The organism is Colwellia sp. BRX8-4, assembly GCF_014077345.1.
Classification (GTDB): Bacteria; Pseudomonadota; Gammaproteobacteria; order Enterobacterales; family Alteromonadaceae; genus Colwellia_A.
Map to the genome: position 1 here is coordinate 1 of NZ_JACGVS010000011.1, position 22,471 is coordinate 22,471.

The window sequence follows — 22,471 nt, forward strand, 5'->3', positions numbered from 1 at the left end:
GTCTAGCGACAATAGCACTGTGGCACCACCTGATCCCATTCCGAACTCAGAAGTGAAACGCAGTAGCGCCGATGGTAGTGTGGGAGTTCCCATGTGAGAGTAGGACATTGCTAGGCTCCTAATTAAGTTTAATAATAACCACTTGAATGGTATTGTTAAGCGGCTGTTTAAGATAATACAACTAACAAGTTGAATTATCGGCCCCGTGGAGGGGTTCCCGAGTGGCCAAAGGGACCAGATTGTAAATCTGATGGCTCAGCCTTCGGTGGTTCGAATCCACCTCCCTCCACCACTTTATGCAAACATAAATCCTTACTATTTAATAATATTAGCGCTTAGCTAATTTTTATCATATCTGAATACTTATCACTTAACTTTTTAAACCTAATATAAAACTCACTAGTAGAATCGATCAAGGTTAATGCTTTAATTAATATCTCAGCCTGTGCTAGATCGCCAACCCTCTCATTATCTTTTTCAAACGAAACAAGTAACACTTGCAATAAATTCAACTTAATCCCAGTGTGATTAGGAAAATGAACCAGTGCATCATTGAGTTTATCAATCGCCAGACTGTATTTATGCTTCTTATATAGACTAACACCTAACTCTAATGCGCTTTGTGCCGCAATCCTTTCATGGTCAGAATAAGGCTTATCTGCAATAGTGTTTAATTGTGTCAGTATTGGGGAATTATCTTGATTTACATGAGCTAGCTCAGTTAGTAGGTTATCAGCATAAGACTTCTTTCCCATAGCCATGAGTGATTTGGCTATTGCAATTGTACCTACTGATGATATTTGATGTTTACAGTTTATTAGTAACAACTCAGCTTCTTTTAGTGCTTCTTTAGCAAGCCTTGGATCTTTAATTTTATCATACAACCTTGCTGCTAATAATTTACTATGAATCTTAATCTCTATGGTATTAAAGTCCCTGACCATATCAGTAAGTAATTTAAAAGCTTTGTTACTTAGTCTGCGTGATTTTTGAGGTTCTAGATCTGTCATGGACTCAAGTAGCGCTTCGACAAAATGTAAGGTGTTATCAGGTTTTCTATGAACAGAGTGAAAGGCAAGCGCTGCAGTTTTAGCAAAAGCTTGTGTTGCTTTATCGAAGTTCTGATTTGTTAAACATAAGTCTGCATATTTTTCTAGACGCGGTACAGAAAGAGGTGAAACAACCAAAGCATTTTCTAAAATTGCTTCTGCTAACAGAGGCTCTTTATTTAATTGGTAGGTATTGGCTAGCCAATCGTAAGCTGACAAATAAAGTGGATTATTTTCTATTACCGTATTAAAACAATCAGCGGCCAAGTTATAATCATGATCGAGTAATGCTATCTTTCCTAGGCCAATTGCCGCCCACTGACAATTAGGAGAACAAGCGTAAGTCTCGTAAATATCTCGGGCCCTATCAAATTGTTTTAACTCAAAGTATTGTCTAGATTGAATTCCTAAACATTCATTTTTATAAATTGAATTTATGGAGATAATATCTTGGCATAATGAAATAACTTGTTGGGAGTCGTTGTTATCCATCGCGTTATATATATCAAGCATAGCTGTTTTTTTAGCGAAACATCGCGCTAATCGAATGTTAAGATCGTTAAGTGTATATGGCTTAGCAAGGTATTCATCGGGTTTATGTTCGAGGGCAGCTAACACCATAGCTTGTGAAACCTCAGCGGTTATCATAACGATAGCGCAATGACGTGAGATAAACTTTTTAGACCTTAATTCTTCAAGAATATGTTGACCATTTTTTTTATCTTCGCCCAGGTCATAACCTAATAATATAACGTCAAACTGAATTTTTTCACAAAGTATTAATACATCTGAGGCGCGGTTACTCGTATCAACACTAAGAGCACCAAGCGTGTAAGCGAATAATTTCAATGCATCACGTGATTGGCTGATACTTTCAACGATTAAAAAACGCATCTTGCTGTATGCAATCTTGTTCATAAACTCCCTTGAATATTCTTTTATCTGTAGAGACTTTTAGCGGAATTAAAACCACTTGTCTAGCTTTGCAACTGACAATAATTAAATATTAGGATATATAGCTTATTTGCTTGCAGATAACCCTTCTCGTAATTGCACTTATAATAGCTATACTGTATTCTGCAACGCCGCTGTACATTGGCTAACTTCCACTTTTTATAAAGAGATTTATCTATGGGTTTTACCTCGTTGGGCTTATCTGCCCCGATTCAAAAAGCGATTGCTGAAAAAGGTTATACCGAACCATCACCAATTCAAGCACAAGCAATTCCCGCCGTACTAAGTGGGAAAGATGTCATGGCAGCAGCACAGACGGGAACCGGTAAAACAGCAGGGTTTACACTACCAATATTAGAACGTTTATCAGGTGGCAACAAGCCACAGGCTAATCAAGTACGCACACTAATCTTAACGCCAACACGAGAGTTAGCGGCACAGATATATGAAAATGTCGAAATGTACGGTAAGTACTTACCTTTAACTGCGACAGTGGTCTTTGGTGGTGTGAAAATTAATCCACAAATGATGCGCCTTCGCCAAGGTGTCGATATATTGGTGGCAACACCAGGAAGATTGCTTGATTTATATAATCAAAAAGCAGTCAGCTTTAAGCAACTTGAAATACTAGTGTTAGATGAAGCGGACCGTATGTTAGATATGGGCTTTCTTCGCGATATTAAAAAGGTATTATCGGTCTTACCTAAGCAACGTCAGAATCTTTTATTCTCTGCAACCTTTTCAGAAGATATCCGTGATCTTGCGCGAGGGTTAGTAAATAATCCTGTTGAGATCTCTGTTAGCCCACGAAATACCACCGCTGAAAAAGTTGAACAGGTAATTTATCCTGTTGATAAAAAGAAAAAGCCAGCCTTGTTAACAGCACTCATTAAAGATAATGAATGGCCACAGGTCTTAGTGTTTATGAAAACTAAACATGGAGCAAATAAGTTAACCAAACAATTAGAGGCTGAAGGTATAAGAGCAGCGGCTATTCATGGTAATAAAAGCCAAGGAGCTAGAACTAAAGCATTAGCTAACTTTAAAGATGGTACAGTGAATGTTTTAGTTGCTACCGATATTGCAGCGCGCGGTATTGATATTGACCAGTTACCACAAGTTGTTAACTTTGAATTACCTAACGTTGCAGAAGATTATGTTCATAGAATCGGTAGAACTGGTCGAGCGGGTGCAAGTGGTAAAGCGGTTTCATTAGTCTGTTCAGAAGAAATTGATTTATTAAACGATGTAGAGCATTTAATTCAAACCCATATACCTCGTGAAATAGTGCCAGGATTTGAACCTTTTAATTTTTTATTAGAATCACGTCCTTTAAAACCTTTAAAAGCAAATAAGCCTAAAAAAGCAAAAACTGAACATCATGACGGACAACGTTCTGCCGATAATGCACGAGGTCATAAGCCGCAAAGTAAAAATCCTCGTCATAGAAATGACAGTAACGCGAATAAAGATTCAAATGCAGGTGGTCGTCGTAAAAACCCAGCAAGTACAGCACCAAAAAGTAATAGCGACCCATACTCTGCGTCACGCTAGTTTAGAAAATTAAATTAGGGCTCTTAATGAGCCTTATTTAATTTTGCTAATAGTTGATCTAGGTTATTTGCAAATGCCTGTCTGTCAGCTTGACTGATCGGGGGTGCACCGCCAGTTTGAATACCGCTAGAACGTAAAGTATCCATAAAGTCACGCATGTTGAGTCTTTGCCTGATGTTACTCTCGGTATAAAGTTCGCCACGAGGGTTTAGGGCTAAACAGCCTTTCTCTACAGCTTCTGCTGCTAAGGGAATATCTGCCGTGATCACTAAATCATGCTTTGCTGAACGCTTAACTATTTCATCATCGGCAACATCAAAACCAGCATTAACCTGTATAAAAGAAATAAATTTTGAGGGTGGCGTTTTAATGAAATGATTAGCGACTAAGATTGTTTCAATCTTTGCACGTTCAGCAGCACGAAATAATATTTCTTTAATAACAGTTGGACAAGCGTCGGCATCGACCCAAATTTTCATTATATTCCCTATTACATTTATTTTTTGCACTCGTTAGGTGCAAACTATTGCTATTTTAATCTGATGATTGCTGTTATACCTAATAGATTTCAGATAATAATATATATACCAAGCTGGAACGATACCTGCTTAGTACGATAAAAATATTTAACAAGAGAGTTAACCAATGAACAAACCACAAAGAGATATTACCCTAAGATTTCTAGCTGAACCACAAGATGTAAATTTTGGTGGTAAAGTTCACGGTGGTGCCGTAATGAAATGGATCGATTTAGCCGCTTATGCATGTTCAGCCGGTTGGAGTGGTCGTTATTGTGTAACTGCTTATGCAGGGGGGATACGTTTTATTGCCCCAATTCATGTTGGCAGCTTAGTTGAAGTAGAGGCTAAAGTCATTTATACCGGCAATTCATCAATGCATATCGCGTTAGAAGTAAATGCCTGTGATCCAAAGTTACTTAATCGCACATTAACAACCCATTGTATTGTTATTATGGTGGCTGTTGACGAAAACGGTAAGTCAGAAAAAATCCCTAAATGGATCCCTGAGTCGCCAGAAGATATTAAACAAAATGAGTCAGCGATAAAATTAATGGAAATGCGTAAACTCATCGGCGAAGAAATGCAAATCTTTGTAGAATAGTATGTAACCTAATACAAATCTGATAGGAATATTTTATAGTGCAAGCTCTAGACGAACAACAAATCAAACTTGTTTTAAATTACGATGATGCTCAACGAGCCAATTACTTTCTGAAAGAAGTTGTCGTAAATAATGAAATTTGGATATTAAAAGACGAGCACGGCTGTGTGATGCTTAATACCGAAGATGAAGATTGCGTACCTGTCTGGCCAAATAAAGAATTTGCCCAGGCTTGGGCCACAGATGAATGGCAAGAATGTCAGCCAGAAGCTATTTCATTAAGTAAATGGTTTAGTCACTGGTCGCATGGTTTGGCAGACGATGAATTAGCCTTAGTGGTGTTTCCTAGTCAAAATGAGCAAGGGTTAGTTTTTTACCCAGATGAGCTTGAACAAGAACTAAAAAACAAACAAAAAAATCAATCAGCCAAAGGTCAGCGTTAATTACATGAGTTTTACTTCTTTAGCATTAGATAAGAGCCTAACCAACGCTGTAAAAGCACTTGGTTATGATGAGGCCACCCCTATTCAGTTAAAAGCTATTCCTGCGATCTTAGCTGGAAAAGATATTATGGCTGGAGCGCAAACAGGAACAGGAAAAACAGCGGCCTTTGCTTTACCTATTTTACAAAAGTTAATGGCAACACTTCCTGAAAATCGTCCTGTTCGAGCTTTAGTGTTAACGCCTACACGTGAACTTGCTCAACAAGTCTATAAAAGTTTTGTTAGTTATGCTGAAAACACAGAACTCAATATTGCTGTTGCTTACGGTGGTGTCAGTATTAACCCACAAATCACTGCATTAAACAAAGGTGTGGATGTTTTAGTGGCAACCCCCGGACGATTACTTGACCATATTATTAATGGCTCTTTAGCGTTAACGGAACTGGAATTTTTAGTCTTTGATGAAGCTGACCGTATGTTAGATATGGGCTTTAAAGATGAGATAGACCGTATCTTAAATCGGGTACCACTTAAGCGCCAAACCCTCTTGTTTTCAGCAACTTTCGACGATGCAATTTTTAAACTGAGTAAAAACTTATTAACCGATCCTGAGTTAATTGAAGTCAGTGAGCGAAATGCAGCGGCAGCAAAAGTAGAGCAAATTCTTTATACCGTTGATAGTGATCGAAAGCGTGAATTAACCTCATTTTTAATCGGTTCAAAGAATTGGAAACAAGTACTTATCTTCACCCGTACTAAGGTAACTGCCGACGCATTAGCGAAAGAAATGTGTAAAGACGGTATTAAAACGCAATCGATTCATGGCGATAAATCTCAAGGCGCAAGAGAAAAAGCCTTAGCAGAGTTTAAAGAAGGAAAAACCCGTGCCTTAGTGGCTACCGATGTTGCCTCTCGTGGTTTAGATATTGCAAACTTAAATTATGTCATTAACTACGAACTCCCTTATATTGCTGAAGATTATATTCATAGAATAGGAAGAACGGGTCGAGCAGGTAATGAAGGGGTAGCTGTTTCGTTGATGAGCCCTAGCGAAGAGTGGTTATTAGAAGCGGTTGAAAAGGTACTCGATACGCGCTTATTGCAGCAATGGTATCCTGGTTATGAACCTGACTTAACAAAAACAGAAAAGCCCGCCCGTAAAGGTGGCCAAAAACAGCGCGATAGAAAAAAAGCGTTAGGTGAGCATAGTGACGCTAAAAAACGCTCAGGACCGAAAAATAAATACACCAGAAGATAGTTAGCGTATTAAACGCCATATCACTGCAATTGAGTTTCTAAACAATAGATTCTTAATTTGCAGTGAATACTTTATAGGTCTTCTTTTACATATTACAAGGTAAAGAGGTGCGCGACTAATGCGGTGTAGTCAGCGAAAAAGTTTTTATCATCAAGGGCTTTAGAATTTATCAAATATTTACCATTAACCACCATAGTCGGAACACCGGTTAATTGACGAGCCGCTGATAACTTATCCTGAGTCTGCTTATTACGCTTAGCTTCACTAATAATGCTAAAATTTTTCATGCCTTTATCAAATTTAGCACCATCTCCGCCACTCAATACAAAAATGTTACGAATATCTTCTTCGCTATTTATCGTTGCACGCTCGGTCTGTAAATAGTTAAAAATGGCAGGAGAGAATTTTTTAGCAACAGCCGTCTTCTCGGCAATAATAAGGGCTTTACTTAGCATAAACTGAATTTCTGGCGAAGTTTGTTGCATAAAGTCCACGTGCGTTTTTTCCAGCTTCACCCCTTTGGGCAATACCTTTTCGAATTCATTTAAATAGGGCTCATAAGCGCGACACGCAGGACAGTAATAAGAGAAGTATTCACGCAGCTCAGGATTGTTGGTCGTTTGTTCAGATATAACCGTATAGTGCTTACCTTCTTCAAATTTACTGTCTTGTGCTGCAATCGCTGTCGCAGCGAATAAGGTCAAGGCGATGAATCCGCCAAATAGTGTTTTAAGAGCTTTCATGGTTATCCTCAGAGAATCATTTATTAATTTTTATTGTTGCGAGTATAGACCAAAGTAAAAAGCGTCGGTTCATCGTAAAATGTAAAAGTTTATTACGAAAATTTTTTATCGAAAGTCATTATTTAAAATGAATTAAAAGACATAAGTTTAAATTATTTGAAATAATAGTTAAACGTTGTTGAATTGTAGCTGTTTTGTTTTTTAGTACATTACTATTTTTATCAGCAAATGGTTTGTTTATTTCATTATTATCAGTGGTTAATGTTTTTTGTGGCTTTTCCATTATCTATCCTTATTTGTGGGTGTAAGACTATTCTGTCAAAACAAAAAATGACAAACCAACGATATAAACTTACACTTAATATAAGTAAAACTTATGGGTAATAAGTAAAAATGGATCAACGACTCAAGTATTTAAATGCAATGCGTACCTTTGAAAGTGCTGCTCGACATAAAAGCTATAGTCAAGCGGCAGAGGAGTTGTTTGTTTCTCAAGCGGCGGTTAGCCAACAAATGCGGCAATTGGAAAACGTTTTATCCGTAAAATTATTCGTTCGTACCGGCCGTAAAATGTTGTTAACGCCAAGCGGTGAGACTTTGTATGAGTCGACACATCAAGCGCTTAACACCTTAATAAAAGGGCTTAACAGTATTCAACAAGAAGATATTGCTGGCGATTTAACGATTACGTCAACACAAGCATTTTGTTCTTTATGGTTAATGCCTCGTTTATATAAATTTTCTCAAGTACATCCGGATGTTAATGTACGCATATTAGGCTCAAATCAGAAAGAAGATTTACAACAAAAACATATAGATTTGGCGATACGCTTTGGTGTTAAAAAACAAGTGTCCAACGCTGACAATCTCGTCATGGAAGATTTTGGTGAAGACGTTGTTTATCCCGTTTGCTCCCCCAAGTTATTACAGCACATGTGGCTTCAAAGCCCCAAAGACCTCCTAGACTGCACCTTAGTTAGCTTAGCTAATGAGCAGGTAGTTACTTGGGATAAATGGTTTGAGCATGCAGGCGTCAAAGGCTTTGAAAACATGACTAAGAAAACAGAAGTTACCTCGAGCGACATGGCCTTAAATGCGGTATTAAGTGGTCATGGCGTTACACTTGCTGCCAGTGCAATGTTTTCACAATACATTCAGACTAAGCAATTAGTTGTGCCTTTTAAAATTAAGCATCCAGTGATTTGGAAACGCTATTTGGCTTACGACCCCAATTCAGCCAAGCGCAAACGTATTGAGGTTTTTATTGACTGGGTGCGCGCCGAAATGGCAAGCTCAGCACCGAAAGTATTATTAAGATAATTTTGCTTTCGTTACATTTATCTAAGGAATATCAGTAGATGCCCTGTATTTTAGTTATTGATGACCGTCCAGATATCCGTCTAAGTTTAGCGGTATTGTTAGAAGATCATCACTACACCGTTATTGAAGCCGACAACCCTCAAGTTGCACAAGTGAAATTAAAAAACCATGCTATATCCTTGATATTGCTTGATATGAACTATCAATTAGACACAACGTCTGGTGAAGAAGGTTTAGCTTTTCTTACTTGGTTACAAAACTCTTCATTTGGACATACACCAACAATAGCAATGACCGCTTGGTCGAACACCGACCTAGTCGTAAAAGCAATGAACTTAGGTGCCAACGACTTTATTGAAAAGCCTTGGCGTAATAAACACTTATTACACACCGTGGCGCAGCAGCTCAATCTTTTAAACCTTTCAAGTCAAAATAAAAAATTAAAACAACAACTTATCAATGAAAATTGTGACGACTATGTCTGGCAATCACCCGTTATGACGCAATTATTGAAAAAAGTAAAAGCGGTGGCACATACAGATGTCAGTATTTTATTAACCGGTGATAATGGCACAGGTAAAAGCGAACTTGCTCGTTTTATTCATCAAGAATCACCGCGTAATAACGAAGCTTTTATTGCCGTAAATATGGGCGCTATCAGCGAGTCACTGTTTGAAAGCGAGATGTTTGGCCATAAAAAAGGCGCTTTTACTGATGCCAAACAAAACCGTATTGGGCGTTTTGAACTCGCTGAAAATGGTACTTTATTTTTGGATGAAATCGCCAATATTCCACTTTCCCAACAAGCTAAACTACTACGTGTATTAGAAAATGGAGAATACGAAACCCTTGGGTCAAGCCTGACACAAAAAACAAATACTCGTATAATATCAGCGACTAATGGTGACTTTACTCAGTTACTAAGTACTGAGCTATTTAGAGAAGATTTATATTATCGTCTTAATACTATTGAATTTAGAGTGCCGTCGTTAAAAGAACGCACGGAAGATATTTTATTGTTAGCGCAATTCTTTGTTGATAAATTCACTAAAAAATATCAAAGGTCTGTTCGCTCTATATCGCACGGTGCACAGCAAGCTATGCTTGATTACCATTGGCCAGGAAATGTGAGGGAAATGAGCCATTTAGTTGAACGAGCGGTATTGTTAGCTGAACATGAACAGTTATTGGCAGAAGATTTGCACATTAGAAATGTCAGTCCTATGGGTGCAGTCGAAAACTTAGCCAATAATGCGCTTCAAAATAATGAGCCGAGTAATCAATTACCATTAATGACATTGGCTGAAGCGGAAGTTGCTATGGTTAAATTAGCGCTCAAACAAAGCGCAGGAAATGTACCTCAAGCCGCGATATTACTGGGTTTAACAAAAGCGTCGATGTATCGACGTGTGGAGAAATATGGCCTTGCTAAAAACTAATTCTCTAGAAAGCTTTATACAAAAAAAACTTGCTATACTCTGTACTGTTATTTTGTTGTTAAGTGGTTATATTTTGTGGCTTTTAACGATAAAGTGGCAGTGGATCGTTATTGTTGAATTAGTGCTTTTTACGATTTGTTTTGGCTTTACTTTGTCAATAAAGCAGCGTGTGATGCGATCTTTTACTCGTGCTTCTTTACATATAGATGCCATTACTCAAGAAGATTATAACCAATTTGGAAAATCAACTTTCCCAAAGGGTAAAGTTAGCGAATTTCATCAGCAATTGAAACAACTGAGTGAAAAGTTACAAACACAAAAGTCTCATTATGATCAGCAGGCTTTTCTGGTTTATCAATTGATCTCACAGTTAGATACACCAGTTTTGATATTTAATGAAAAACAACAGCTTACACTTGGTAACGAAGCGTTTTATTATCTGTTTAAGCAACCATGGCAAATGTTTCGTCACGCCACTGCCGATTTATTGGGTTTACATTACAATGACGGACACTGGAAGTTCATAGAACAAGCGAAACAAAACCGCTGGCAAATACGTCACAGTGAATTTATAGATGATGGTGAAAATCATCAACTGCTGCTTTTTATTGATATTGAACCCGCATTGCGAGAAAGCCAATTAAATGCCTGGCAGCAAATCATTCGCGTACTCGGCCATGAGATCCGTAATTCATTAACACCAGTATCTTCGATGGCAGAGACACTAGCAGACAAAGCAAGAAACGAAAGAGACAAAATGGTGCTTGGTGTTATTACCGAGCGTTGTTTGCATTTACAATCTTTTGTGAACCGTTACTCGTCGTTATCACAAAAGTTACAAATAAATTGCCAGTGGTTGTCTGTAGAGCACGTTATTAAGTCTGTTTCGGGTTTGTTCTCCGATATAAATATTACCCTCAACGCGCGTGTTAATGAATTTTGGGCAGATGGCGAATTTATAGAACAAATTTTTATTAACTTATTTAAAAATGCTAAAGAGGCAGGCGCCACTGAAATAGCGGTTAGCCTTGCTTTAGAAGATCAATATTACATTATTGAAATTACCGACGATGGCCATGGTTTCTCTAACATGAACAACTTATTTGTTCCGCTCTATTCAACTAAACCACAAGGGCAAGGAATAGGGTTAAGCTTTTGTCGTAATATCATTGAACAGCATCATGGGGTAATGGAACTGCATAATAATAACGAGAGTGGTCAACTGCAATCAGGCGTTACCGTAATGATGATTCTACCTAAGCCCAACATTAACAAGGGTTAGCAGCGAGTTCAATTATGAACTAGGTAAAAGTTCGAAAATGAACTTTTGTTTATCTGAGTAAGCTGAACCAATGAAACTGGTTTAACAATATGTTGATTTGTAAATAATATTTATTGTCATTTAATAGTGAAGTTTTGCTATAGTGATAAAAATTACAATAAGGACAATAAATAAAATGAAATTATTTACAAAAATAGTAGCCGCGAGTATTTTTACTGTATTAGCTACAGGTGCAATCGCTAACTCAGCAAGCTCTTTAAAACATGCAGAAAAAGCGACTGATTTACGCCAATCAATATTTAGTTTGTTGGGCAGCAACATGGGTCCTTTAGGCGGTATGGCTAAAGGAAAAATTGAATTTGACGCGGAAAAAGTATCAACGCATGCTTTACGCATTAATCAATTATCACTGATGATTGCCGACTATACCCGCACGAACACTTCGGCACATAAAGTGAAGACTGAAGCACTCGACAAAATTTGGGAACAACCTGATGCATTTTCAAAACGTATTGATGACTTAACACAAGCATCGGCTAATTTGCAAAAAGCAGCTTTAAGCGGAGATGAAAGTCTTATTAAAAAAGCGATTGGTGGTGTAGGTAAAACCTGCGGCGGCTGCCATGATGATTTTAAAGCAGAATAGTGCTTAACCCGTGACCATTTAAACGACTTTAGTACTTTGAAGTCTGATGGTTTAGGGGTTTATTAACACAAATTAATAAGTGATTTCAGCGGTGTAAAACATCCTGTAATCACCTATCGTTAAAATAACAAATGTATTAGTAGTAATATTCTTCTATAACCGGTGCATTCAGCACCACCAGCCAATAAACAAAAACCACAGCCACTATTACCATTAAAAGCGCAATCCATAACTTAGAGTGTTTGATCACATTTGTTTTATCTACTTTAGCGGCAAGCTTTTTTCCTGTGATCATTGGGAGTATTATCGATTGCTTTTTCACTCGCTCATAATAGGCGATTGCCAATAGGTGCATAGCAATGGCTGCAATCATAAAATCAAAGACATTGTGATGTAAAAACATCATAACTTGTTCGACTTCTTTGCTAACACTATCGTAGTAAGGTCCAGAAGAAAATACATCGTCATTGATAAATAAACCACTTATTGCCTGTAAACTGATGAGAAAAATCATCAAAAAAACCATCAAACTGCCTAATGGATTATGACCACTACTATTTTTAACTTGATTGTTTTTTAGATCACCAATGTAGTTAATAAGGCGCTTAGGTGTTGGAAAAAAAGATCTAAACTGCGAGTGTTTAGTACCGAAGAATCCCCACAAAGTTCTGAAAACAAGTAAGCCTAAAGCGAAATAGCCAAGTTTCATATGAATATCAATCAGGTCATTGTCTTGATCAGAAGTGTACCAAGAGGCAATAACAGTAAAGGCAAATAGCCAATGAAAAAGTCGTAAAGGTAAATCCCAAATAAGAACATGTTTCAGCAAGAGTCTATCCCAAATAGAAATAAAGTATTAATTGTAATGGCTACAAATTATGAAGTAAAAAGGAATCACCGAATTACTTCACATCAATAACGAAATATTTTGAGTTCATTATCGAACTAGTACGAGAATAAGATTGTCGATTTAATGTTTTACATTGATTTATATAGGAAATATTATTGGCACGAAATTAGCTATATCAATATATATAGAAAGACGGTTAAGCAACAACCAAGAGAATAATGTGGATATTTTAAAACAGAAACCTAAAAAAACATTGCTCAATAACAAAGGACTAATAGTAACGATCGCCGTTGTTATTGTTATTGTATTGGTAAGTTATGCAAAAGCGTCACTTAATAGTGTCAGCCTAGCGAGAAAAGATTTATTGCTTGCAACGGTAAAGCAAGGAAATATAGACGTTACCGTAGAAGGATACGGCAAGTTAACCTCAGATAAATTGCAATTAATTACTACCCTCACCAAAGCAACGGTTGAAGAAATCGTATTGAAACCTGGCGCTACTGTTACCAAAGAAAGCGTAATCGTAAAATTAGCGAACCCAGAACTGCAGCAACAAGTGCAAAGTGCTGAATATTCAGTAGCTGAGTCAAGAGCCAATTTACGCCAACTAAAATTAAACCAAAGACGTGAAACACTCACCGAAAAGTCAAATTATTTAGAACTTGTATCACAGCATAAAGGGGCTCGTTTAACGTTAACGGCACAAAATAAATTGGTAAAAAGCGGTATTGTCAAACAAATAGACTATCAAGAAAGCATATTGCGTGAAGATCAGTTAAAAGAACGAATTGAAATTTTTAAAGAACGTAATGAACAGCTTAAAGAAGTACATAAAGAGGCGATAAATATACAACTAGAACGAATTAAGCAAGTTGAACAAAGACTAACAATCGCTAAAGAGCGGAAAAATAAATTAGTGGTAAAGGCCGGTTTTGACGGTGTACTACAACGTTTATCTGTAAATTTAGGGCAAAGCTTGTCTCCAGGGCAAGAAGTCGCCTTAATTGGTAGTGTTACCGAATTAATTGCGTTGATCCGCGTGCCACAAAACCAAGTGCAATTAGTTAAAATTGGTCAGAACGTTATCGTTGATACCCGACAAGAACTCATTGAGGGGAAAGTTAAGCGTATTGACCCTATTGTTGACCAAAACACCGTCGAGGTGGAGATATCATTCCCTGGAAAACTACCTAAAAGTGCAAGGCCCGAACAAAATATTGATGCGGTGATCACGGCTAAAGTACTCAAAAACATTTACTACATCGACCGACCTGCCAATGTGCAAGCGCAGAGTGACACTTCGCTGTATCGGCTTAATAAAGAAATGTCTGAAGCTATAAGAGTCAATATAAGTTTTGGGGAAAAAACGGGACGATTTATTGAAATAAGTGCGGGAGCCAACTTGGGCGACCAATTTATTATTTCAGATTTAAGTAACTATAAAACAGCCAAAATTTCGATTTTATAATTGAGTCATAAAATTACAAAAGGATAGGTACATGAGCACAGCCATTTTATTATTAAAAAATATCGGTAAAATTTTTGAAACCGAAGAACTTGAAACACATGCTTTGAAATCAATTAACTTAACCGTTAATAAAGGAGACTATGTTTCAATATCTGGTCCTTCTGGCTGTGGTAAATCAACACTTTTATCAATTATGGGCTTACTGGATGTAAGTAGCAGTGGAGAGTATTTCATTGAAGGTGTCAATGTTACTGACCTATCCCTAGATCAAGCTGCAGAAGTTAGAAATGCAAAGATTGGTTTTATATTTCAATCGTTTAATTTAATAGACGAGCTTTCAGTTTTCGACAACGTGGCTTTGCCACTGCGCTACCATGCCGACAAGCCTAATAACGCGACAATCAAAAAACGTGTTATAGAATGTTTAGAAAAAGTAGGCCTGTCACACCGTATTAGTCACAAACCAAACCAACTTTCTGGCGGTCAACAACAACGTGTTGCCATTGCTCGTGCGTTAGTTGCTAATCCTGCAGTGCTATTAGTGGATGAACCAACGGGTAACCTTGATTCAAAAAGTGCTGACCAAGTTATGGATGTACTCGACCAATTAAATAAAGCGGGTACAACCATTTGTATGGTAACGCATGATCCGCGCTATGCAGATATGGCACGTACTAAAGTACAGCTTCTTGATGGCGCTATTTTACACTCGCCGGGTGTAAAACTAGTCGGGTAAATCGGCTAACTCAATAAGTACTTTGTACCGTCATACTGAACTTATTTCAGTATCTAAAGTTGTTGAAAAGTTTAAAAACCAGATCCTGAAACAAGTTCAGGATGACGCTATTTTAGACCCGCTGGGTGTAAAACTAGCGAGATAACTCACCCTGAACCTTATTTAGGGTGATGGTCAGAAGATAGGGTCATGAAAAATGAACAGTTATTTAATCAAACAAGCGTATTTAAGCTTAAAGCAAAAACCGATTTTTGTGCTTAGTGTGGTTTCTACCATGGGCGTAACCTTAGGTGCATTATTATGTGTGCTGACCTTAGCGTATGTCATGTTAATAAAACCCTTACCGTATCCTGACCAAGAGCGTTTATATAATGTTGAACATCAATTAATCAGTAATGAAAATGCTATTGATGGCCGCGCATTTACCTACCCTAATCTAATGCATTTATATAACCAGCAATCGTTATTTGAGCAAAGTGTTTTAATGTATGTTGATGGCGGGGTCATTACTTCTTTGCCAAGCGAACCCATGGTGGCAATATCATTTATAACGCCGCAATGGTTTTCATTGTTCTCTGCAAAAATGGAGTTAGGGAAGGGATTTGCAGAAAGTGAAAAAGTTAACAGTTATAACCCCGTTGCCGTTTTAACTTATGAAACATGGCATAATAAGTTTAATGGCGACATTAATGTACTTGAAAAAAGCCTGACGTTAAGCGGAAATAACTACCGAATTATTGGTGTACTCGCAGAAAATAACATTGAAGCGCCACTCGCCGGCGCTGGTTTTAAAACCGAGTTATATCTTCCATGGGATTATAATTCGGTAAGTGAAAGAGAACGAAAACGTTGGGGAAATGATGATAGCGGTTTGATATATGTTGGTAAGCTGAATAAGCAATATGCGGAATATTCCAAGCCACAAATTGATCAAATACTAACAAAGGTCGTCAATGAGAATTGGCAAAGTAAGGTATCGGGTCATGACTTTTTTAAAAATTGGTCGATCGTACTTGAAACACAAACATTAAAATCTTTTATTGTTAGCGATGGTGAACGTAGTGTTTACTTATTATTGATTGGATCATTAGGTTTACTATTTATTGCTTGCGCTAACATCGCCAATTTATTTGTTTCACGAACAGTAGAACGTCAACAACAACTTGCTATTTCTGCAGCTGTTGGGGCTTCTAAAGCACAATTATTTCGCAATATTTTAGCTGAAACAGGGCTGTTAATGTTTGCCGCTATTATACTCGCGCAGGTTGTTATTTTTGTTGGTTTTAGTGTTTTACAATATTACCTTGGTGATTTTCTACCACGCATTGATGAACTTGAACTCAATGCATTTTCATTTTCAGCTTCTATTTTACTCTTAGTCTTGTTAACACTTACCTTCTCACATTTATGTTTGAAAATGATCAACTATCATGCACTTAACGCTACGTTGCAATCAGGTGGCAAAGGCAGTGGTATTCAAGTGTCAAAGCGTGTGCGAAACTTCTTAATTAGCAGTCAAATAGCGACAGCAACCGCCTTAGTCTTTATTAATGTCGTTTTGTATAAAGACGCCAATGAATTAGTAAACCAACCTTTGGGTTATCAAACAAATAACATTACTTCGGTCGTATTGGCATTACCCAATGTTGAAAGCGAGATAAAAGCACAAAAACTTACTGCCCTTAAAGCTGAGTTATTAGCCCATCCGAAAATAAAAAAGGTAAGCCAAGCGATGCGACCCACAGGCTTTGGTACTTTGGCATTAACAGCTATGGAAACAGACAATCGTTATACTGTGCTAGGGAAAGATATTGACGATCAATACTTTAGCATGCTCAAACAAGCGATTATTGAAGGTGACAACTTTAGTGCTGCAGATATTAAAGACGACAGAAAAGTGATGATTGTTAATGATGTTTTTGCACAAAGATTAGCGCCAAATGGCAGTGCGATTGGCTTTAAATTTAAAAATGGTGTTGAAGTTATTGGTGTTGTAAAAAGTATTAATATGCCTGGCATACAGAGAGTAGAGTCTCGTTTTTATTACCCCGCAAGTTTGGCAAGAAATATGTTGCTAATAGAACAGCATCAAGGGCAAATATTTAATCGTGATGAAATGATTAGTGCGATGAAAAGCGTTGATAAAAAATTAAGTTTATTCACCTTCACATCACTCAATGAATATAAAGACCGTCGATTATTTTCTTCAGTAACTACAGCCGTTACGACACTAGTATTGGCTATTTTAACGTTATTACTATCAGGTTTAGGTTTGTACGGTATTCTTAACTATTCTAGCCAAATGCGTCGTTTTGAAATTGGTACTCGTATGGCTATTGGTGCAAAGGGTAAAGATATTGTTAGCTTAGTCTTTAAAGATAATGCTGGCGCATTAGGCATTGGTTTAGTGGTAAGTTTTGTTGTATTACTTGTTTTGTATCTTGGTTTTAGTGACAGTTTAAATACTTATATTAGTTTAGAACTTTTGCCGTTATTTATTCTCACAGTGGGAGCAATATCACTGCTTTCATCACTTGCCTGTTATGTGCCGTTACGCCCGTTTATTAAAAACCCCGTTATTCATGCCTTAAAGGGGAGTGAATAATGAATTTATTTATCTATCAGTTAAAACAAGCATTTTTAAGCCTTAAGAAAAAACCAGGCTTTGTTTTTAGTGTTGTTTCAACCATGGGCGTTACGTTAGGCGCGTTGTTATGTGTGTTAACACTAGCCTATTTATTGTTGATTGAGCCATTGCCATACCCTGAGCAAGATCGACTTTTGGTTGCTGAGCATAAGGTTCTTGGCGATAAAAAAGAGACCAAAACAGTTGCTTATAGTTATGCTGGCTTGGTGCATTTATACCAGAGTAAAGCCGCATTTGAACAAGCGGCCATCATGTATTATGACCAAGATGTGATCCTTTCTCACCTTAACCAACCACTCGTCAATACCACTTATACCACGCCGGAGTTACATCAACTGTTAGCGTCGACTATGGCAACAGGTCGAATGTTTACGGCTAGCGAAGCTCTGGATGCCAATAATCCAGTAGCTATGCTCAGTTATAATACTTGGCAGCAAAAATATGATGGCAGTGCGGATATTCTTGAACAAAAAATCAATATCAGGGGTGTTAGTTATCGCATTGTTGGTGTATTGGCAGAAGGTTTTGTTGAACCTGAATTAGCTGAAATTGGGCGTGAAACGCAAGTTTGGCTGCCATGGGATTATAATCAGACTGACCAAGTAAGCAGAAAAAGTTTTTTGAGCATAAAAGGTAACTTTAAATTTATTGGTCAATTGAAAAAAGGGCTTAGCAAAAGCCAAGCACAACAACTTTTAACCCCTTTAGTGAGTAAACGCTGGCAAGAAGGTGTTGCTGATATGGAATTCTTCAATGATTGGTCAATCGATATGCGAGTCCGCTCAGTGAAGGACGTTATGCTCGGGGATAGTGAGTCTATTGCGGTAATGCTGTTAGCGGGTGTGATTGGTTTAGTATTGATTGCCTGCGCAAATATCTCTAATTTGTTTATCGCACGTACTGCAGAAAAGCAACGTCAAATGGCGATTCAAGCAGCGATTGGTGCCACTAAGAAACATTTATTTAAAGCGATGTTGGCTGAAACCAGTTTACTGATGTTGATGTCGATCATACTCGCCTTGATAGTTGCTAAGGGCGGGTTTTATATTATGCAGCAATATTTGGCCTTGGTATTACCGCGAGTTGACGAGCTATCTCTTAATCCGATAACGCTTAGCTGTGCGGCACTAGCAACCATTATTCTTGCATTGTTTTTTGCTAAATTAAGTACTCGTATTATCAATTATCGTGCACTCAATGCTAGCTTACAAAGTAGTGGTAAGGGCAGTGGTTTACAGGTATCAATAAAGACACGCCAAGTCTTAATCGCCAGCCAAGTGGCATTAGCGACGCTATTAGTATTTGCCAACTTGAGCTTACTTAAAGATGCCGTTAAAACCATTAATGCACCGATAGGTTTTAGCACCAATAATATCTCGATTTTAACGCTAAACTTCTCTTCAACCCAATTATCTAGCCAGGAAGAGGTCATCGCCATTATGGCTGAGATCATAGAAAAGCTTAAAGCCTTACCACAGGTGGAAGCCATTGCGCATGGGAGTTCACCTTTAGATGGCTTTGGTATTAAATTGCTAACCAAACTTGATGATAATGAAGGGCATTCACCGTATTTAAAAAGAATTGATCATAGATATTTTAAACTAATTGAACAACCGCTATTACAAGGTGAAAATTTTACCAAGCTAGATAGACGAGATAACAACTATTCGATGATTGTTAACCAAGCGTTTGCTAAGCAGTTAACACCTGACGGTGATGTCATAGGTATGCGGCTAGTATCGATAAATGAGCCTGAATTTAAAATAATAGGTATTGTTAAAGATATTGCTATTCCCGGCGATACTCCGTTTGGCAGCGACGATGTAGCTGCGCCTATACCAAGGGCCTATGTGCCTGATAATCTAAACGACAACAAATTTATGCTTAAAATAAAGGCAGGTCAGTCTATAAGTCGCGAAGAACTGGGGAAATTGTTAGCTGGGATTGACTCAAGATATTCTGTTTTTAGTTTCAATACCGCCAATGATCTTCTTACCAAAAGCTTGTTCACCGAAATAACGACCGCAGTAACAACCGCAGCTTTATCGTTAATCACTTTTTCTCTCGCCGGTCTCGGTTTATATGGTGTTTTAAGTTATAGCACTCAAATGCGCCGCCTTGAATTAGGTACACGTATGGCTGTTGGTGCAAAACGCCGTGACTTAATATTACTGATCATAAAAGACAACGTGAAGCCGATTTTTTTTGGGATATTGTTTAGCTTAATTATTTTATTCACAGCGTATTTATTCTTTAGTGTTGAACTTTCATCGTATATCAACACGCAATTAGCGCCAATGTTTGTCGCGACACTCCTATTAATTTCTACTCTTTCGTTATTGGCTTGTTATTTACCATTAAGACGATTTATTAATTCTCCTGCGATAAGCAACTTACAAGGAAGTGAATAATGAACTTATTTACCTATCAACTAAAACATGCATTTTTAAGCCTTAAGAAAAAGCCAGGCTTTGTTTTTAGTGTTGTTTCCACCATGGGCATTACCTTAGGCGCTTTGCTGAGTGTGTTAACGCTAGCTTATGTGATGCTAATTAAGCCCTTGCCGTATCCTGATCAAGACAGATTATACCGTGTCGACAGCCAACAGTTTGATGCTGCTGGCGCTTTAAATGTTACTGCTTTTAGTTACCCGAGTCTCGTGCATTTATACAGGCATCAACAAGAGAAGAACCAGCAGGTTTTCGACCAAGTGGCTTTATCAATTTATGACGATGAAGTACTAACGTCACTCGCCACACAGCCAACATTATCAACCGCCTATGTTACCCCTGAATGGTTTAAGCTTACTGCGGCAAGCATGGCTATAGGGCGACCATTTTCTGAGTCTGAGCACATTAATAGTAATATTCCTGTTGCGGTATTAAGTTATCAAACATGGGTGAATGACTTTGCTGAAGCAACGGATATTCTCGATGAAAAAGTGACTTTTCGTGGTATAAGTTTTCAGGTTATTGGTGTTTTGTCGTCAGCGTTTATTGAACCTAAAATATCAACCATTGGCCGAGAAACCAACGTTTGGTTACCTTTTAACTTTAATGCTGGCGGCGAAACGTATCGAGCACGTTGGTGGGACAGGGCGAATAACTTAACCTTTATTGGCAAACTTGCTAAAGATGAAAATGTTGCACAAGCGCAAGCGAAAGTTACCCAGCTAGTGAATGAAACCTGGCAAGAGAATATCGACCAAAATGGCTACAACAAAGGTTGGCATATCGAAGTGAAATTATTGTCATTTCAATCAGTAATTTTAGGTGATAGTGGCCGTAGCGCTTATTTATTGTTATTAGGCGTTATTGGCTTGTTAGCCATCGCATTTATTAATATCGCTAACTTACAACTGTCACGCACGGTTGAAAAAAAGAACCAATTAGCTTTACGTGCAGCGGTTGGTGCTAAACGTAAAGACCTTTTTAGTGTGCTTTTTGCTGAATCATTTCTGCTGATGTTTGGTGTATTGTTACTCGCCTTACTTATTGCGCAAGTAGGTTTTGGTGTATTGCAAACAAACTTGCAACAGGTATTGCCTCGCGTTAATGAGCTAAGCCTTGGCTTATTCACCTTAACCAGCGCGGTAATAACCTCTTTGCTCTTAGCCATTCTATTTGCTTTGTTAAGTTACCGAGCGATAGACTTACGTCGCTTAAATAAAAGCATTCAAACCAGCGGTAAAGGAACAGGGCTGCAAGTGTCGAAAGGGATGCGTACTTTCTTAGTGATCAGTCAAGTTACCGTGGCTACCGTATTAATTTTTATTAATATAAATTTATTAAAAACATCATTACAAACTATTTACGATCCGTCAGTGATGAACGTTGAGCAATTAAGCAGTGTAGTACTGACTCAATCTGATGCCGTTGAATTAACGCGCGCAGAGAGCTCTGCTATTACCGCAGAGATTCAACAAAAAATTTCAGAATTACCGCAAGTGAGTGTGGCGAGTAGAAATAGTTCACCGTTAACCGATGGTGAAGGTACTTGGTCGCTAACCGAAGTAACCTCTAATCAAACCGTATTACCGCTGGGTAAAAGCGTCGATAGTCATTATTTCTCATTAATGGGACAGAATTTATTAATGGGCGATAACTTCATTGAAAGTCACTTTACTGACCGAGCGCCAGTACTGATTATTAATGAGCAACTCGCCAAGCAATTAGTTACCGAGGAACAAGGTAATTTAAGTGCAGCACTCGGTAAGCAGCTTTCTTTTGGTGGCCCTAGCGCGTATACCATTATAGGTATCGTTAACGATCATAAATTGCCGGGAAAAACATCTATTCCAACGCGTGTTTACATGCCTAATTTAAGTCGTTCTAACTTACTGATTAAACTAAAAGACAATCAAACGTTAACGCGAGAACAGTTAGTGTTTGCGATTAAATCGACCAGTAAATCGATCAGTTTATTTGAATTCTCAACCTTAGCACAGCAAAAGGCTCAACGATTATTTAGCCAGTATACGGCGGCAATTACTACTGCAACACTCACGGTTATTACCTTCGTTTTATCAGCGATTGGTCTGTATGGCATTTTAAGTTACAGCACCCAAATGCGCCGTTTTGAAATTGGAACACGCATGGCCATTGGCGCTAAACGAAGCGACTTAATTAAATTGATTATTAAAGACAATGCCAGTGCAATATTATTGGGCGTACTGCTGAGTGTTGGCGTGTTGTCTCTATTAACCATTGGTTTTAGTGAACAAGTCAGCCACTACATCACCTTAGAATTACTGCCGGTGTTTATAGTGACCTTAGCGATGATCAGCATGCTGTCGTTATTTGCCTGCTACTTTCCTTTGCGTCAATACATTAACAAACCAGTGATCCATGCATTAAAGGGTAGCGAATAATGACGTTCACTATCACGACTTTAATTCTATATGCGTCTACTAATCTTTTCGTAATTAATGCTTGTATGATTTTTGTACCAATGGTATAAA

General features: G+C 37.9%; 18 protein-coding genes, 1 tRNA gene and 1 rRNA gene. 15 read left to right on the forward strand and 5 right to left on the reverse strand.

Going from position 1 to position 22,471, the window contains the following annotated elements; all coding sequences use genetic code 11:
- Nucleotide 1: 1 nt before the first annotated feature.
- Both rrf and H4J56_RS10735 read left to right on the forward strand, forming a co-directional pair.
- Nucleotides 2–116 (forward strand): 5S ribosomal RNA (gene rrf, locus H4J56_RS10730).
- A gap of 91 nt (nt 117–207) precedes the next feature.
- A tRNA-Tyr gene (locus H4J56_RS10735) sits at nt 208–292 on the forward strand.
- A gap of 43 nt (nt 293–335) precedes the next feature.
- On the opposite strand, the gene H4J56_RS10740 is transcribed toward H4J56_RS10735, so the two are convergent.
- Nucleotides 336–1,967 carry a tetratricopeptide repeat-containing response regulator gene (locus H4J56_RS10740; protein WP_182251046.1) on the reverse strand — a complete coding sequence of 544 codons (1,632 nt, stop codon included), beginning with the start codon at nt 1,965–1,967 and terminating at the stop codon, nt 336–338.
- A 213-nt stretch (nt 1,968–2,180) separates the two neighbouring features.
- On the opposite strand from H4J56_RS10740, the gene H4J56_RS10745 reads away from it, so the two are divergent.
- Nucleotides 2,181–3,557: a DEAD/DEAH box helicase gene (locus H4J56_RS10745; RefSeq protein WP_182251045.1), complete on the forward strand. Its 1,377-nt coding sequence runs from the start codon at nt 2,181–2,183 to the stop codon at nt 3,555–3,557.
- A 23-nt stretch (nt 3,558–3,580) separates the two neighbouring features.
- Here H4J56_RS10745 and H4J56_RS10750 read toward each other — a convergent pair whose 3' ends face one another.
- Nucleotides 3,581–4,036: a YaiI/YqxD family protein gene (locus H4J56_RS10750; RefSeq protein WP_070375252.1), complete on the reverse strand. Its 456-nt coding sequence runs from the start codon at nt 4,034–4,036 to the stop codon at nt 3,581–3,583.
- Between the two features lie 166 nt (nt 4,037–4,202).
- On the opposite strand from H4J56_RS10750, the gene H4J56_RS10755 reads away from it, so the two are divergent.
- The 3 genes from H4J56_RS10755 to H4J56_RS10765 are packed head-to-tail and all read left to right on the forward strand — an operon-like array spanning nt 4,203 to nt 6,380.
- Nucleotides 4,203–4,679: an acyl-CoA thioesterase gene (locus tag H4J56_RS10755; RefSeq protein ID WP_070375251.1), complete on the forward strand. Its 477-nt coding sequence runs from the start codon at nt 4,203–4,205 to the stop codon at nt 4,677–4,679.
- Between the two features lie 35 nt (nt 4,680–4,714).
- Nucleotides 4,715–5,122 carry a DUF2750 domain-containing protein gene (locus H4J56_RS10760; protein ID WP_070375250.1) on the forward strand — a complete coding sequence of 136 codons (408 nt, stop codon included), beginning with the start codon at nt 4,715–4,717 and terminating at the stop codon, nt 5,120–5,122.
- A gap of 4 nt (nt 5,123–5,126) precedes the next feature.
- A complete protein-coding gene (locus tag H4J56_RS10765) occupies nt 5,127–6,380 on the forward strand; it encodes a DEAD/DEAH box helicase (RefSeq protein ID WP_070375249.1) in 1,254 nt (417 codons plus the stop codon).
- 92 nt (nt 6,381–6,472) lie between these two features.
- Here the strand turns inward: H4J56_RS10765 and H4J56_RS10770 are convergent, their stop codons facing one another.
- Nucleotides 6,473–7,123, reverse strand: a complete 651-nt coding sequence (locus H4J56_RS10770; protein ID WP_182259303.1) for a thiol:disulfide interchange protein DsbA/DsbL — start codon at nt 7,121–7,123, stop codon at nt 6,473–6,475.
- Nucleotides 7,124–7,241: 118 nt separating this feature from the next.
- Nucleotides 7,242–7,406, reverse strand: coding sequence for a hypothetical protein (locus tag H4J56_RS10775; protein ID WP_182259304.1), 165 nt, complete (start codon nt 7,404–7,406; stop codon nt 7,242–7,244).
- 110 nt (nt 7,407–7,516) lie between these two features.
- Between H4J56_RS10775 and H4J56_RS10780 the strand changes: the two genes are divergently transcribed.
- The 4 genes from H4J56_RS10780 to H4J56_RS10795 all read left to right on the forward strand — a co-directional run bounded on the left by H4J56_RS10780 (nt 7,517) and on the right by H4J56_RS10795 (nt 11,810).
- Nucleotides 7,517–8,443: a LysR substrate-binding domain-containing protein gene (locus tag H4J56_RS10780; protein ID WP_182259305.1), complete on the forward strand. Its 927-nt coding sequence runs from the start codon at nt 7,517–7,519 to the stop codon at nt 8,441–8,443.
- A gap of 38 nt (nt 8,444–8,481) precedes the next feature.
- Nucleotides 8,482–9,882, forward strand: a complete 1,401-nt coding sequence (locus tag H4J56_RS10785) for a sigma-54 dependent transcriptional regulator (protein WP_182259306.1) — start codon at nt 8,482–8,484, stop codon at nt 9,880–9,882.
- Nucleotides 9,863–11,164, forward strand: a complete 1,302-nt coding sequence (locus tag H4J56_RS10790) for a PAS domain-containing sensor histidine kinase (RefSeq protein ID WP_182259307.1) — start codon at nt 9,863–9,865, stop codon at nt 11,162–11,164. The genes H4J56_RS10785 and H4J56_RS10790 overlap by 20 nt, the downstream gene beginning before the upstream one ends.
- A 175-nt stretch (nt 11,165–11,339) precedes the next feature.
- Complete coding sequence (locus H4J56_RS10795; protein ID WP_182221414.1) at nt 11,340–11,810, forward strand: cytochrome c; 471 nt, start codon at nt 11,340–11,342, stop codon at nt 11,808–11,810.
- A gap of 136 nt (nt 11,811–11,946) precedes the next feature.
- Here the strand turns inward: H4J56_RS10795 and H4J56_RS10800 are convergent, their stop codons facing one another.
- Nucleotides 11,947–12,639 (reverse strand): cytochrome b/b6 domain-containing protein, encoded by a 693-nt coding sequence (locus H4J56_RS10800; protein WP_220465941.1) that lies wholly within the window; start codon nt 12,637–12,639, stop codon nt 11,947–11,949.
- Between the two features lie 241 nt (nt 12,640–12,880).
- Here H4J56_RS10800 and H4J56_RS10805 point away from each other — a divergent pair, with 241 nt between their 5' ends.
- The 5 genes from H4J56_RS10805 to H4J56_RS10825 all read left to right on the forward strand — a co-directional run bounded on the left by H4J56_RS10805 (nt 12,881) and on the right by H4J56_RS10825 (nt 22,381).
- Nucleotides 12,881–14,128: an HlyD family efflux transporter periplasmic adaptor subunit gene (locus tag H4J56_RS10805; protein WP_182259308.1), complete on the forward strand. Its 1,248-nt coding sequence runs from the start codon at nt 12,881–12,883 to the stop codon at nt 14,126–14,128.
- 31 nt (nt 14,129–14,159) lie between these two features.
- Nucleotides 14,160–14,864 carry an ABC transporter ATP-binding protein gene (locus H4J56_RS10810; protein ID WP_182221416.1) on the forward strand — a complete coding sequence of 235 codons (705 nt, stop codon included), beginning with the start codon at nt 14,160–14,162 and terminating at the stop codon, nt 14,862–14,864.
- Nucleotides 14,865–15,060: 196 nt separating this feature from the next.
- Entirely contained in the window at nt 15,061–17,469 is a 2,409-nt protein-coding gene (locus H4J56_RS10815) for an ABC transporter permease (RefSeq protein ID WP_182259309.1), read from the forward strand.
- On the forward strand, nt 17,469–19,922 hold the full coding sequence (locus H4J56_RS10820) for an ABC transporter permease (RefSeq protein ID WP_182259310.1): 2,454 nt from the start codon (nt 17,469–17,471) through the stop codon (nt 19,920–19,922). The genes H4J56_RS10815 and H4J56_RS10820 overlap by 1 nt, the downstream gene beginning before the upstream one ends.
- Nucleotides 19,922–22,381 (forward strand): ABC transporter permease, encoded by a 2,460-nt coding sequence (locus tag H4J56_RS10825; protein ID WP_182259311.1) that lies wholly within the window; start codon nt 19,922–19,924, stop codon nt 22,379–22,381. The genes H4J56_RS10820 and H4J56_RS10825 overlap by 1 nt, the downstream gene beginning before the upstream one ends.
- Nucleotides 22,382–22,471 lie beyond the last annotated feature (90 nt).

Excerpts from the sequence above, each read along its gene's own strand:
- H4J56_RS10740 (WP_182251046.1), bottom strand. The coding sequence starts at position 1,967 with ATGAACAAGATTGCATACAGCAAGATGCGTTTTTTAATCGTTGAAAGT.
- H4J56_RS10745 (WP_182251045.1), top strand. The coding sequence starts at position 2,181 with ATGGGTTTTACCTCGTTGGGCTTATCTGCCCCGATTCAAAAAGCGATT.
- H4J56_RS10750 (WP_070375252.1), bottom strand. The coding sequence starts at position 4,036 with ATGAAAATTTGGGTCGATGCCGACGCTTGTCCAACTGTTATTAAAGAA.
- H4J56_RS10755 (WP_070375251.1), top strand. The coding sequence starts at position 4,203 with ATGAACAAACCACAAAGAGATATTACCCTAAGATTTCTAGCTGAACCA.
- H4J56_RS10765 (WP_070375249.1), top strand. The coding sequence starts at position 5,127 with ATGAGTTTTACTTCTTTAGCATTAGATAAGAGCCTAACCAACGCTGTA.
- H4J56_RS10770 (WP_182259303.1), bottom strand. The coding sequence starts at position 7,123 with ATGAAAGCTCTTAAAACACTATTTGGCGGATTCATCGCCTTGACCTTA.
- H4J56_RS10775 (WP_182259304.1), bottom strand. The coding sequence starts at position 7,406 with ATGGAAAAGCCACAAAAAACATTAACCACTGATAATAATGAAATAAAC.
- H4J56_RS10780 (WP_182259305.1), top strand. The coding sequence starts at position 7,517 with ATGGATCAACGACTCAAGTATTTAAATGCAATGCGTACCTTTGAAAGT.
- H4J56_RS10785 (WP_182259306.1), top strand. The coding sequence starts at position 8,482 with ATGCCCTGTATTTTAGTTATTGATGACCGTCCAGATATCCGTCTAAGT.
- H4J56_RS10790 (WP_182259307.1), top strand. The coding sequence starts at position 9,863 with ATGGCCTTGCTAAAAACTAATTCTCTAGAAAGCTTTATACAAAAAAAA.
- H4J56_RS10795 (WP_182221414.1), top strand. The coding sequence starts at position 11,340 with ATGAAATTATTTACAAAAATAGTAGCCGCGAGTATTTTTACTGTATTA.
- H4J56_RS10810 (WP_182221416.1), top strand. The coding sequence starts at position 14,160 with ATGAGCACAGCCATTTTATTATTAAAAAATATCGGTAAAATTTTTGAA.
- H4J56_RS10815 (WP_182259309.1), top strand. The coding sequence starts at position 15,061 with ATGAACAGTTATTTAATCAAACAAGCGTATTTAAGCTTAAAGCAAAAA.
- H4J56_RS10820 (WP_182259310.1), top strand. The coding sequence starts at position 17,469 with ATGAATTTATTTATCTATCAGTTAAAACAAGCATTTTTAAGCCTTAAG.
- H4J56_RS10825 (WP_182259311.1), top strand. The coding sequence starts at position 19,922 with ATGAACTTATTTACCTATCAACTAAAACATGCATTTTTAAGCCTTAAG.